This window comes from Streptococcus suis, assembly GCF_019794615.1.
GTDB classification, from domain to species: domain Bacteria; phylum Bacillota; class Bacilli; order Lactobacillales; family Streptococcaceae; genus Streptococcus; species Streptococcus suis_AI.
The window spans coordinates 46,526-60,046 of sequence record NZ_JAIMDU010000010.1; the positions used below are offsets into that span (position 1 = coordinate 46,526).

11 protein-coding genes, 3 tRNA genes and 2 pseudogenes are annotated in these 13,521 nt (G+C 33.8%); 4 read left to right on the forward strand and 12 right to left on the reverse strand.

The genetic code is table 11. The features are described 5' to 3' along the window. Nucleotides 1–18 precede the first annotated feature (18 nt). The 10 genes and pseudogenes from K6V43_RS04110 to K6V43_RS04155 all read right to left on the reverse strand — a co-directional run bounded on the left by K6V43_RS04110 (nt 19) and on the right by K6V43_RS04155 (nt 6,654). Nucleotides 19–396 carry a PBECR3 domain-containing polyvalent protein gene (locus K6V43_RS04110; protein ID WP_222381814.1) on the reverse strand — a complete coding sequence of 126 codons (378 nt, stop codon included), beginning with the start codon at nt 394–396 and terminating at the stop codon, nt 19–21. Between the two features lie 141 nt (nt 397–537). Further along, nucleotides 538–1,344, reverse strand: a pseudogene (locus K6V43_RS04115) (ISAs1 family transposase). Between the two features lie 90 nt (nt 1,345–1,434). Beyond that, a tRNA-Arg gene (locus tag K6V43_RS04120) sits at nt 1,435–1,506 on the reverse strand. A gap of 36 nt (nt 1,507–1,542) precedes the next feature. Beyond that, nucleotides 1,543–2,748 (reverse strand): 30S ribosomal protein S1, encoded by a 1,206-nt coding sequence (gene rpsA, locus K6V43_RS04125; RefSeq protein WP_222381815.1) that lies wholly within the window; start codon nt 2,746–2,748, stop codon nt 1,543–1,545. A 119-nt stretch (nt 2,749–2,867) separates the two neighbouring features. Then, nucleotides 2,868–2,939: transfer RNA gene (locus K6V43_RS04130), tRNA-Gln, on the reverse strand. Between the two features lie 137 nt (nt 2,940–3,076). Next, nucleotides 3,077–3,157, reverse strand: a tRNA-Tyr gene (locus K6V43_RS04135). A gap of 51 nt (nt 3,158–3,208) precedes the next feature. Beyond that, the gene (locus K6V43_RS04140; protein ID WP_024404645.1) at nt 3,209–3,442 is read right to left on the reverse strand and encodes a DUF2969 domain-containing protein; all 234 of its coding nucleotides are present in this window, start codon (nt 3,440–3,442) and stop codon (nt 3,209–3,211) included. A 96-nt stretch (nt 3,443–3,538) separates the two neighbouring features. Beyond that, nucleotides 3,539–4,924, reverse strand: coding sequence for a sugar transferase (locus tag K6V43_RS04145; protein WP_172006452.1), 1,386 nt, complete (start codon nt 4,922–4,924; stop codon nt 3,539–3,541). Nucleotides 4,925–5,096: 172 nt separating this feature from the next. Continuing rightward, the gene (locus K6V43_RS04150) at nt 5,097–5,882 is read right to left on the reverse strand and encodes a glycosyltransferase family A protein (RefSeq protein WP_222381816.1); all 786 of its coding nucleotides are present in this window, start codon (nt 5,880–5,882) and stop codon (nt 5,097–5,099) included. A gap of 1 nt (nt 5,883) precedes the next feature. Further along, nucleotides 5,884–6,654 (reverse strand): glycosyltransferase family 2 protein, encoded by a 771-nt coding sequence (locus K6V43_RS04155; protein ID WP_222381817.1) that lies wholly within the window; start codon nt 6,652–6,654, stop codon nt 5,884–5,886. Between the two features lie 82 nt (nt 6,655–6,736). Between K6V43_RS04155 and K6V43_RS04160 the strand changes: the two genes are divergently transcribed. Then, nucleotides 6,737–7,645, forward strand: a complete 909-nt coding sequence (locus tag K6V43_RS04160) for a glycosyltransferase family A protein (RefSeq protein WP_222381818.1) — start codon at nt 6,737–6,739, stop codon at nt 7,643–7,645. On the opposite strand, the gene K6V43_RS04165 is transcribed toward K6V43_RS04160, so the two are convergent. Then, nucleotides 7,628–8,566 (reverse strand): glycosyltransferase family 2 protein, encoded by a 939-nt coding sequence (locus K6V43_RS04165; protein ID WP_222381819.1) that lies wholly within the window; start codon nt 8,564–8,566, stop codon nt 7,628–7,630. The genes K6V43_RS04160 and K6V43_RS04165 overlap by 18 nt on opposite strands. A gap of 181 nt (nt 8,567–8,747) precedes the next feature. Here K6V43_RS04165 and K6V43_RS04170 point away from each other — a divergent pair, with 181 nt between their 5' ends. From K6V43_RS04170 to K6V43_RS04180, 3 genes are all read left to right on the forward strand, one after another. Beyond that, nucleotides 8,748–10,160, forward strand: a complete 1,413-nt coding sequence (locus K6V43_RS04170) for an MATE family efflux transporter (protein ID WP_222381820.1) — start codon at nt 8,748–8,750, stop codon at nt 10,158–10,160. 23 nt (nt 10,161–10,183) lie between these two features. After that, nucleotides 10,184–11,092 carry a capsular polysaccharide synthesis protein gene (locus K6V43_RS04175; RefSeq protein WP_222381822.1) on the forward strand — a complete coding sequence of 303 codons (909 nt, stop codon included), beginning with the start codon at nt 10,184–10,186 and terminating at the stop codon, nt 11,090–11,092. Nucleotides 11,093–11,511: 419 nt separating this feature from the next. Beyond that, the gene (locus K6V43_RS04180) at nt 11,512–12,279 is read left to right on the forward strand and encodes a glycosyltransferase family 2 protein (protein ID WP_222381824.1); all 768 of its coding nucleotides are present in this window, start codon (nt 11,512–11,514) and stop codon (nt 12,277–12,279) included. Nucleotides 12,280–12,843: 564 nt separating this feature from the next. Here K6V43_RS04180 and K6V43_RS04185 read toward each other — a convergent pair. Next, nucleotides 12,844–13,452 (reverse strand): annotated as a pseudogene (locus tag K6V43_RS04185) (IS66 family transposase); the annotation flags it as partial. Nucleotides 13,453–13,521 lie beyond the last annotated feature (69 nt).

Consider the following 13,521-nt stretch of genomic DNA (forward strand, 5'->3'; position numbering starts at 1 on the left):
TTTATCTTATTTAGTTTACTACTTATCTTCTGTTTTGTCAAATGCTTTGATGCGACCATTTCTTTTCATGTGGTTTAATTTGGAATCTGTAATGTCATAAATCGAAGCCACAAAGAAATAGTCGTTTTTCTTATCTAATTTGACAGCGACCAGAACATTATCTGCAAGGACTTTGATGGCTTCAAAACTCTCTGATTCAACGTTCTTGTTTTGACCTATATAGTCTGGTGCATTCAAAATATCTGTAACATCTGGGATATATTTGATCATTTTTCGATGTCTGCTTTTTAACATATGCTTTTTAAGATTTTCTTCATGAATCAGAATATCAGTTGCAGAACTTTCTAACCCAACTATTTCCTTGATTTTATGACTGATTTTTACATTGTATTTCATAATCTTTATTATACCACATTCCTTTTAGCAAATCATAAACACCCAGCATTACTCACGCCGTACGCATGAAAACTTTCTTCTCTCCTTATGTCCTCGGAAATAACCGCTTTAAACTGGGTATCTACCTTTTTTACACCCACCTTATCCTCGATGTCCAAATAATTGTGGCAAATAATCCTCCAAATGGACAGAAATATAGCGTTGTTTGCGACGGTAGCTCAACTTCTCATTAGGGAATGTCATCATTTGTAGGAGAGGAAGACAAACTTTGCGAATAGCATTCAAATTGAAGGCGGCTCGTTTATCTAGGGTTTGGTTCTTATCTTCTCAGTAAATCACATCTAACAACCAATGTTGGCTCTCAATCGACCAATGACCACGAACAACCTGAGAAAAAGTTTGCACATCACCCTTGAAACTGAGGATAAAGTATCGAACTTCTTCCATAATGATGCCGTCTTTATCAATGGTATTCTTAGTCATCCCAATCCCACGAAGGTTATGCCATTTTGGGTGTCGTTGGCTCAGCCATTTCACATCGTGAGAAACCCAGTAGTCCCTCACCTCAATCTGACTGCGTGCCTTTTCGATGGTCTGATAATGACAGCCTTTCTCTGTCAACTTAGATAATATTTTGGCATCACTAAATTAAAGGTCAATATCCTCATGGAGAGTTCCTTGATTTCCTTCAAGAAATCTGGATTAACGATACTCACTACACGTTCCAAGGTATCATTAGAAGGACAGCCTACACTCAAGCCAACGTGTTCTCCCAAGACAGATTCGTTCATTTCGATGAAATCTTCCATCTCTTTCTATGTTTCAATCCCTGCCAATTGACAAACGAAAACTAGAAAGAGAATAGTAGATAAGGGATAGCGGGTTTTCCAAGCATGACGGCTATCATACTCTTCTTTGTGTCCTTCTATGGATAAAAAAATCAATCATTGTAGTTCACCTCTATTCTAGTGTACTACAATGATTTGGGGCAGACATAACAAAAACCCTTGTAAATCAAGGGTTTTTAAGTATATTTAGTCCACCCTGAGGGAATCGAACCCCCATCTCAAGAACCGGAATCTTACGTGATATCCATTACACTAAGGGTGGAAAGGAAAAACTTGCCGAGGCAAGTTTTTAAGTGAATTACAATTCAATGTCACCGAAAAGGTCAGCCATTGAGAAACCTGATTGAGTTTCTGGTAATTCGTAATCACGTTTTTCTTCACGTTTTTGGCGACGTGGACGTGGAGCACGTTTTTCAGCTTTTTCTTCGCCTTCAGCTGTTGCTGGACGTTCTTCCAAAGCCTTGATAGAAAGTGACACACGTTCATCTGCTGCATTCACTTCAAGAACTTTAACAGTTACGTCTTGACCTACTGTCAAAGCATCTTTAGGATTTTCAACACGTTTGTGTGAAATTTGTGAAATGTGAACCAAACCGTCGATACCAGGTAATACTTCAACGAATGCACCAAAATCAGTCAAACGTTTTACTTTACCTTCGATTACATCGCCAGCTGCCAATTTTTGCTCAACGCCATCCCATGGGCCAGGCTGTGTAGCTTTCAATGACAATGATACGCGACCTTCAACTTCGTCAATAGCAAGAACTTTAACTTCTACTTCTTCACCAACAGTTACAGCTGATTTAGGAGATACGTTACGCTCATGTGACAACTCAGTCAAGTGAACCAAACCATCAACACCGCCTAAGTCGATGAAAGCACCGAAGCTAGTAATACGAGCAACTTTACCAGTTACAACATCACCAACAGCCAATTTACCGAATACTTCAGCACGTGCTGAAGCAGCTGCTTCTTCAATTACATCACGACGTGACAAGATGAAACGATTTTCAGCTGGATCAACTTCTTTGATTTTAGCATCAAATTCTTGACCTACAAAACGCTCAGTGTTTCTAGTGAAACGGCTATCAATCATTGAAGCTGGAATGAAACCACGCAAGCCTTCAAACTCAACTGCTAAACCACCTTTAACTGCACGTGTTACTTTAACAGTAACGACTTCATCTTCACGACCAATAAGCTTGTCCCATGCTTTACGAGCTTCCAAACGTTTTTTAGATACAAGATATGTAACAGTGTCTGTATCTTTACCAACAACTTGGCGAAGTACAAGCAATTCAAGTGTTTCACCAACTTTAACAAGGTCGTTGATATCAGCATCACGGTCGTTAGTCAACTCACGAAGAGTCAATACGCCTTCTACACCAGTACCAGCAATAGCTACATTAGCTTGACCAGCATCAACTGTCAAAACTTCAGCAGTTACTACATCACCCGGTGTAACTTCGCTTACACTGTTCAACAAATCTTCAAATTCGTTCATTATAAAAAAACCTCCGACAATCGGGTTTCTACACCCAACATAAAATATATTTTATTAAGGCACACGCAAGGACAACAATTGGACATCTTTGACGAATTAGGACTTGCCTAATACCTTTACTGGGGTAGCTGGATTCGAACCAACGCATGAGGGAGTCAAAGTCCCTTGCCTTACCGCTTGGCGATACCCCAAAAAATTTTCTAAGATAGTATTCTGAAATGAACTCGGGCTAAACGCTGTGTAAAAAAGATAAGTCGCCTAGCAAATCAGGATTTGCAGTCAACTTCCTATTTTTACTATGCGTTTGACGCCCTTAGTATCTTAGACATGGAGAGAGAGGGATTCGAACCCCCGAACCCGAAGGAGCGGATTTACAGTCCGCCGCGTTTAGCCTCTTCGCTATCTCTCCGTGCACTAACAGACACTATTCTACCATAAAATAGAGCTAATTACAATACTTTTAGTTGCTTAAATTATAATTTTCAATAATATTTCCGACTGCTTTTTCCAATGTTTTATAAAAGCCTTCGGTATTTCCGTTTTTAACAATTGTAAAATTATTTTCAGCTAATTCTGCGATCTCACCAATAACTTTTTTTCCAATGACGAGACGGTAACCATCATATTTTTCATTGTTCACAACAACAGTTGCATCTTCAATCTGGATTTCAATTTTTTTGTCTTTTTTACTCATTTTTAAAACCTCACTGTTTCTATTCTACACAAAAAAAGAGGAGCTTGCAAGTGCAAGCCTCTCTATTAAATCAGTGCTCATGACAGATATTTCATATTATTTCAATATTTGGACATCTTCGCTGTAGAAATTATTATTTTGAACCATAGAATGTGATTCATCGTGACCTTTAGAACTAAGTTTATCAAAAACCACTAAAACTGTTTTCAGCATCAGCTTAATATCTAATCCTAACGAGTAGCTTTTTATATAAAGCAAGTCGAATTTTAATTTGCTTTCAAAATTAGAAATATATCTGCCGTAAACTTGTGCATATCCTGTAATTCCAGCACGAACGTTATGGCGGAGTGGATAAAATTGACTACTTTTCGTAAATTCCTCTACAAACTTTGGTCTCTCAGGTCGAGGTCCAATAATCGACATTTCGCCACGCAATACATTAATCAATTGTGGCATTTCATCGATGCGGGTTGCCCGAATAAATTTACCAACACGGGTAACACGCGAATCATTTGCTCCGGCAAGGACAGGCCCTGAATCTTTTTCTGCATCTACAACCATCGATCGGAATTTTAAAATCTGAAATGTTTTATTCCCTAGCGTAACACGTTCTTGTCTATAAAATACTGGTCCATTACTTTCTATTTTTAAGACAATAGCAGTCAATAGCATGATCGGCGAAAATAGAACTAATAAGATTAACGAAGTTATTATATCAAATATGCGTTTTACCGTTGCTTGCGCAATTGTTAATGAGTAGGGGGATAACTTGATAATACTTTCATCAGTGATATTTATTAATCGTGAATTGATAACAGCCGTATTCTCTACGTTTGCTGTATAATATATTGTCTTGTCCTTCGTAATTAAGAAATTATATACTTCTGCACTCTCATTTCTGTCTAAAAGACCTGCCATATAGACTACATCAACACGATCGAGTACTTCTTTAAGATGCGACATATAATTACCGATAACAATATAAGAGATACTATGAAGAGGTTCTCTTGAAGCATTGAAGTTATCTAATGCTTCAAAAACTGATTGAGCATCACCTATGACTAATACTTTTTTTCTCTTGGATTTTTGAGATAAGTATGTAAAAATAACTACATTAACTGTCCCTGACAAAATGGTCCCAACGATGGTATATAAAATTAGGAAAAAAATATTAAAATCAAATGTATCTATATATATATGACAAATTACTGTTACAATAAATGAAAAAATTAGTTGAACACAAAAAGAATATAAAATAATAACTGTTTTGGTTCTATTGTAATAAATATGTGTATCAAAAAAATTATTTAATACAATATAGGTAATAATTAACCAAGGAATCGTTGGTAAGAAATTTTCAATACTGCTGGATGTAAGGCTAAAATCATTTTGTGGTGTTAATGCTACTGTAACACCAATTATCATCAAAATAGCCTCAATGATGTAAGCCAAATTAGACCATAAACCATTCTTCTCAAGCAAGAAAATTGCCTCCCCTCATACTATATCAGTGATTCACCATCAAACAAATTGCCTCTTTGATGATAACGCTTTATAATTATTATAATATTCTATACTTTTTTTCTAAAAAAGTCACATAATATGCATTCTTTAACATATTAATTATCTTATTTTGCGTTAACCTTATTTTTTATTACTTGTTTATAAATTTTGTCGCTCCTTCAAACATATATTTTATATTATCGAGAATTGAAATCTCGTTTGGCATCATTTTTCGTTTACGAATTGCAAATTGGATAATAATTATCCAATACCAATGAGGGGACATTCTTTTATAAATTGCTCCACGTTTTTTACAAACCTCAGGTGAGTTAGAACGATCCCATTGTGAGGGGCGAGAAATCAAAGTTGCGATTTTTTCTGGATAACTATAGATTTTTAAGCCATTTCGAAGAGCATCAAACAAAAGTATATTTTCTTCTCCAGAACCATATTTTGCCCCTATTCCAAATCTTTCATCGAAAGTAATTCCTTTTTTTGAGAGACTTGACTTTTTAAAACTAATTTGAAATGAAACAACTTTCATTGAAGCCAAGTATCCTATTCTACCTTTTGCAATTTCTTTTTTAGGAATAGCATGATTTTGAAAATCCATCCCAAAAATAATTATATCTGCATCTGGAAATTCTCGGTAAGCCTTCTCAACAATTCTTTCATATTGGTCGACAAAAACTAAATCATCATCCGCAATTTGACAGATATCTGAATCTTTTGCAAGTGATATAGCATCATTTCTACTAGCGCTTAAGCCAAGACGATTAGATTGTAGAATTGTGGAACGGCCATTTTTTATTAGTTCAGAATACTTACGACCAGATCTATTCTGATTAATGACAATTGTATCAACATTTGAAAGATTCATCGTTTCAATCAATTTTTCAACGTTTTCATTATCAATTGTTGCTATTAATATAACCATATCACATCCTCCTTTTGACAGCATGATACGCATACCCCAAGAAAGGGAATATCGTTTGAAAAAGGGATAAGCCCTCTACTTTTCTGAAAAGATACCATGTCCTTTGAATTGCTTTTAGTTTGTTAGCAGATAAAGACGAATTGACACGACGATATATCGATAATGGCTCTTTTAAACTAAATGCATACTTAGTAATTTTTAAGATTTTCCACCAAGTAGCTGTATCTTGACCTCTACGTACATCAGGCATAGCGATTTGATTTTTTGTTAGTTGTTGCATATCCAGCATTACGGTTGATGTAAAAATGGTATGATTTCGAAGTGCTTCCTTATAAGTCATTCTTTCAGGGACTGCCACTGTTTTATTAATTTTATTTCCATTTTCATCAGCAAACTCATATGAGGTGAATGTAAATGCATGGCCGGATTCTTGCATAAATTTTACCTGTTTCTCTAGCTTTGTAGGTAACCATAAATCATCAGCATCTAAAAAACAAATATACCTTCCTGTAGCTTTTGCAACGCCAACATTACGAGAAATCCCTACTCCACTATTTTTTTTGTTCTGTAATAATGTAATATTTGAATACCGTTGACAAAGCTGCGAAACAACATTGTATGATAAGTCTGTAGAACAATCATCTACAACAATGATTTCCGTATTTGAATAGGTTTGCTGTAGCACGGTTTGTATTGTCTCTTCAATAAACAATGTAGCATTGTACATAGGAATTATGACACTAACCAATGGAGATTCTATTTGAAGATTCATATTCTTTCCTTCGTGAATATTATTTGAAAAAATTACTATCCTATAGTAATATTAAAGACAACTAAGACTAGAAAGTGATATTATGAAACCACTTATATCTATAATAATTCCCAACTTCAATCGTGGACACCTATTAAAAGAGGTACTTGAGAGTGTCTTAAATCAGACTTATCAACCATTAGAAATCGTTGTTGTTGACGATGCATCAACCGATAATTCTATTGCAATTATCCAAGACTTACAAAAATCTATTCCAAATTTGCTCCTTATTCAACAAGAGATAAATAGTGGAGCAAACGCATGTCGAAATCTAGGAGTAGACCATGCAAAAGGTGAGTATATCGCCTTTCTTGACTCAGATGACTATTTTCTACCAGATAAACTTGAAAAACAGCTAAAAGTCTTTAATCAATATCCCGAAGTAGGATTTGTCGTCACTGGTTTTGGGGCAAAAACGGTACAGGTTTTACCTGAAGGAATTATTCCACTGAAAGAAACTATCTTGCAAAATAATCTGGGGGGATTCTCAACCCTAATGGTAAAAAAATCGCTATTTTTGGAAGTTGGTGGTTTGGATCAATCTCTACCAAGTTGTCAAGATTGGGATCTCTTCTTAAAATTATTAACAGTTAGTAAAGGTTATAAACTAGCAGAGGATCTAGTTATTTATGAGGTTCAAGATGATAGCATTTCAAAAAATGTTTCAAAGGTTGTTCAAGGATATAAAATTGTCTCTGAACGTGCCAGAATCTTAAATAGTTCTCTAGAACTCATTCCTGAACCGAATCTATTAGCTTATCAAGAGTATTATCTTGCTATGCGGTATTTTGGACTGAAGGAAATAAAACCAACGAGAAGACATCTTTTACAATCCATTAAGACTTTGCCAAAGCCTGTTCCAATTCTTTATTACATCGCTTCACTTTTTGGAGTTTCATCTCTTTCTTACCTTTTAATGCTAAAAAAACACTTTTTAACGAAGCATTCTTAGCAGAATAGATGATATAAAATAATTTCGTGGGAGAATGTTTATCATTGCCCAAAATACAGGAATGGAATGCTCTTTTTTTAAAAGAGAGTAAAGATAATGGTTTTCCTTAAAACGCAAATCCGATAATTCTTTTCGAGCCGCACTGTAAGTTTCATAATTTTTTTCTTTGATTGAAACCATTAGTAACTGTAATAGAGCCTCGATTAGTTTGAATTCGTAATATTCTTTATATGCTTTACAGTTAGATAGTAATAATCTACATGATGCCACAGATTCAAGAATGTTTTTTACTCGAAATTCGGAGCTAAGTGAATTTGCTCTAATTCTATAATTATAAAATGGTTTATGAACCGAAGTAATATTTTTAGCGGCAACCATTAAATCAACATATACTCCATCACTATTTCCTTCTAAAAAATAAAATCCTTCTCGTCTAATTAAATCCAATGATGCTATTTTATTGGTGGGTTGGGTGTTTTTATATAGGGTTTCAGGTGTCGCTTTTCCTTCAATAGGTGTAAACCATTTTCTTTTGTCTAATCTACCTCCATCACTGTACAAGTTGACATCACAAATTGCAATTTCTGCATCCTTTTCAATGGCTTTTTTATATAGTTCTTCAAACATTTCAGGTTCAATAAAATCGTCAGAATCAATAAAACTCATAAATTGACCAGTTGCAAGATCGATTGCTCTATTCCGTGCTGCGCCAACACCCATATTTTTTTCTTGAACAATCACCTTGAATCTTGAATCTATCTTTTGGTACTCTGTTAATATTTTTAAAGAATTATCAGTTGAGCCATCATCAACACAAATAACTTCAAGGTCGGAAAAGGTCTGGTTTCTAATTGATTCTAGGCAATCTTTTAAAAAAGATGATGAATTGTAAACTGGAACACATACTGTTATAATAGCCATACTACCCTCTATATTTTTTTATTTAATCCATTTATTTATTGTATCAAATATTTTATCTTTATTCCAAAAAAAATGAAAATATTATTCCATTACAAAGAAAGTTGCCATCGTGAACACAAAATCTCTAAAAATAAACGGAATTGTATCCTTATTGAATAAATGTATTTCTATCATTTGTAGTTTGATATTACCTCGACTTTTTATTTCTGCCTATGGTTCCGAGATAAATGGTTTAATGTCCAGTATCACACAATATCTAACATTAATCAGTTTACTTGACTTAGGAATGGGTGCTGTCATTCAAGCAAGTATGTATAAACCTTTGTTAGAAGATGACATTCCAACTTTATCTGCAATTTATTATAAATCGCAACAATTTTTTAATCGGATTGGTTTCTGTCTACTTATTTATATTGCAGGTCTGTGCATTTTACTTCCACTGACTCTATCTGGAAATTTTACAAATAGCCAAATCATTGAACTTATTTTAATTCTTTCCCTATCTCATTTGTTGCAATTTTTTATTGGAATCACTAGCCAAATTATTCTTGGTTCTGACCAAAAAGCATTTATAAAGGAAATATTACAAGGACTTGCAAATATTACAAATCTACTGCTTTCAGTCATTTTAGTAAATAGTGGACACACCATTTATCTTGTAAAATTCGCTTCAGCTTTGGTCTATATCATACCCCCTGTTTTTATTAGCTACTACGTTCACCAACACTATCATATTTCTAAGAAATATCGAGATACAAAGTTAAAATTGCAACAACAATGGTATGGCATAGGACAACATATCGCCTATACCATTCAAGAAAGTACCGATATTGTTATATTGTCATTTTTTAGTAGTCTATCTACGGTATCTGTCTATGCTGTATACAACACAGTTTTTCAAGGTATTAAAACCTTTCTAAATGCTGCAACAAGTGGGGTGAGACCATATTTTGGTCGTGCACTTCATATGGAAGACAAAACTATACTAATTGAGCAGTTTCAAAAAATCGAATGGATTTTACATACAGTGTCAACAATTTTGTTAAGTACAACTTTTCAATTAATTACTCCGTTTGTAATTTTGTACACCAAACAGGTTACTGATGCAAATTACAATCAACCTGTGTTTGGCTTTGTAATGACCTTTGCTGTTTTTCTATATGCATTACGTTTACCATATCGGACTTTAGTTTTTTCAGCAGGTGCGTTTAAAGAAACTCAACTAGGAAGTTATTTAGAAGCAGTCTTGAATCTCTCGTTTTCAGTTTTATTGGTTTTTAAATTTGATCTTACTGGAGTCGCAATCGGAACTTGCATTTCACTTTTATTTAGTTTATTTTACAATATTTGGTATTGTTATATACACATATTAGATTGCAAGATTAAGCATATAATTCGACAATTAATAATTGATTGTGTTATATTTTTGACCTCATGTATTTTTATTACACCCTTTTCAAATAAAATTTCAAATATTAGTAGTTGGGGGCTACTTGGTTTTTATAGTATTATAACAATAAGTTGTGTTTCTTTTGTGATTAACTTAATGTTTCTAGAACAAAATTTTCAAATTTTTCTGAAAAGAAAAAATTAATTCAAACTTCAATCGAGGGTTCTATGTATTATTTGATAAAATTTTTAACATTACTATTTCTTTGTACAAAAAAATACAAAATTTTAAATAATTTGACCTACAAACTTGCAAGAATAAAAAACAAGCTCATATTTAATCTCTTAGATAAATTACCTGTATCTAAAACTTACAAATTATCTCCTCCAAATAAATATATGGAACGTATTTGGATTTGTTGGCTTCAAGGTGAGGAACATGCACCTAAATTAGTTAAGTGTTGCATAAAGAGTATTCAAGACAGTTTTCCTAATCACACCATTACAATACTAACAGAACAGAATATTTCTGAATTTCTTACACTCCCGGACCATGTTTGGAATAGATTTCATAACAATGAGATTAGTAAGACTCATTTTTCAGATTTATTAAGAATGAATCTAATTTCACAACAAGGTGGACTTTGGATAGATGCAACAGTTTTCATGACTCGACCCATAAATAATAATTTTTTTAATTTTGATTTTAATAGTTTACATCATGATTCTCCATCTCATTATGGTGTTTTTTCTGAGTTTTGGATATCATATTTCTTTTATGCAAAACCCAACAATAAACTCGTGCAATACTGTGCTCAACTACTAAACGAGTATACAATGAAATACCCTAGATTCCATGACTATTTTATTATGGATTATTGTATTAAAAAATCAATCAATGATTGTGGAATGATGGACTCACTCAAAGAATTACCAGTTATTGGAATAAATAGATTTTTATTAAATAATATTGCAAATCAAATCTCCAATGAGCACACAATGTCTCTTTTGCAAAATGATTCTATTGGAATATACAAACTAAATAGTAAAAATATATACAAATTGTCAGATTCAGGAAAACCGACAATTTATCAAAAAATTGTATTAAATAATTGTAAATTGACAGATACTCATTAGGTGCCGGTAATAAAAATATTAAAAAACTTCTAATTATATTTGGTCATTGGAACAAAATTTCTATCTGCATGTTACATACTTTTATTAATTTTTTTTCAAATGGTAAATATATCTCTAAGATCAACTTCTAGAAAACATCTCATAATTATTTAAATGTTCTAATAGATAGGGCTAATAATTCACTTTATCTAGCCCTTGCCATTTGTCTGTTTCCAAAAAGCCACCGATTTATGTGAATTGTTTATCCGTTTTCTCTCGTAAGACGTGTGACAAAATACCTGCTCACTATCCTTTTGCATTTTTTTATTGATAAAATTGGGATTCATAGTAACCAAAGTTCACAAACTATTCTTTCAATAATCTTTCTATACATTTATATGATATAATATTTTAAATAAAGTTGAGAGGAAAACATTAATATGCCTAAAGTTTCAATAATTACACCAGTTTTTAATACTGAATCATATGTTGGTGAATGCATAGATTCCATATTGAAACAATCACTATCCGATTTCGAACTGATACTAATTGACGATAGTTCAACTGATAATTCGTTGTCTATTTTAAAAAGTTTTTCACAAAAAGATTCTCGTATCAAACTGATTGAATCTCCTTATAATACTGGAGTTGGTGAAGCGCGTAATAAAGGGATTGAAATAGCAACTGGAAATTACATTGTTTTTGTAGATTCCGATGATTACATAAATGAACAGATGTTGGAAAAACTTTATATGCAGGCATTAGTTGAAAATGCAGACTTAGTTCTTTGTGATACTGGAACATACTCTTCCGATGGTAAAAAAAAATCAGTTTGGTATAAACCTATCTATGGAAAAGCAGAATTAAAAGACATTTTTCACAATACTCAACCTACTGCCAGAATGGTTGCGAAAGACTTGATCGATGAGATTCAATTTAGATTTTTGCCTGGAATGGGTGAGGGTATTTATTTCGAATTAATGATTCATGCAAAAAAAATAACTACTGTTCCCGAAAAATTATATATTTATCGCTCTAGAACCAATTCACTTAGTTCAACCCCTTCTCCCGAGGTGAATCTAGATTCTATGATGAACAATCGAATAATGGGAGAAAGGAACCCGGAATATAAAGAGTATTTTACATTTAAAGTAATTGAAGACTTAATACACTTAATTGCAAGCGCAGTGAAAACAAATGATAAATAAGCTTATAAAAATGCTCGTCATGAACTTTATAAATTAAATTATTTAAAAAATCCATACCTTTCAAAATTTTACAAAGCAGAACTTCCACTTTACCGATATTTTATAAAGGTCTACATTTTACCTTTTAATTTTAATATAGCTCGGCTCATCTATACTTTTCTATATAAACCATAATTCCTTGTAATATTAACACCACGTAAAATTTTACAAGAATATATAAACTATTATTATTGACACCAATATGTAAATTAGTCTCAAGATTGTCGAACTCACTTTCTGTCACTTTATCAACCATGAGGTATTAGATATAATCTTGGGTATCGTACTTTTCTAATTCTATTAGATTCAATAGTATGTGACCAAAAACAAAGTATAGTTAATTGAAACTGGAGCAAGACAAAAGTGCCTCAAGTAGAGTATCGCAATTTGGCAATACTTTTCTGAGGTGTTTTTGATTTGAGCCCATGTTTTCTGTAAGCGCCCAATAGCAAAGTATAGTAAGCGCCCAATAACAAAGTATATTGAAAAAGGCTCCAAAGTCTACACGACCCTGGAGCCTTTTTTCTATTTACAAGCTCTCTTAATGTTTTTGTCCCATGGCAAATAAGCCTCTAGCACCTCTTTTTTTGCGAGCGTCTCCTCGTTAGGTAAGTGTTCTAGAAGATAGTTCATATATTTTTCTGCATCAAGGCCGTGTCGTTTAGCAGTTTCCAAAAGACTCAGAATGACAGCTGTCGACTTGGCTCCCTCAAAGCTCTGGGAAAAAAGCCAATTTTTTCTGCCCATCACTAAGGTCTTCATTGCTCTCTCAGCCATATTGTTAGACAGGACTAAGTCACCATCCGAGAGAACGGTTCGGAAAGTGGTTTCGTAGTTGAGGCTATACTCTATTGCAGTGCCCAATTTGGAGCCTGGCAAAACGGCCTGATTGCGACACCAGTCAAAGAATTCGTCCATCAAGGGTGCCAACTCTGTCTGACGTTTATGTAGCCGTTCCTCAGTAGACAAGTCAGCCCAGTCATTCTCTAAGGCAAATAGGCGGTCGCAGTATGCTAAACCCTTGGCTCCTAAGGAGGTCTTGTCTGTCTTCTTAGGAGTCGCTTCAAAGAACTTTCGTCTAACATGAGCCCAACAACCAACCAGCTGAGCCTTGTCTAATTGACGATAAGCACTCAAGCGGTTCGCAGTTAACCAAGCTTAGCGTCGCGTCGCTCCTAAACCTTGGACTGCTATCGCATAGGC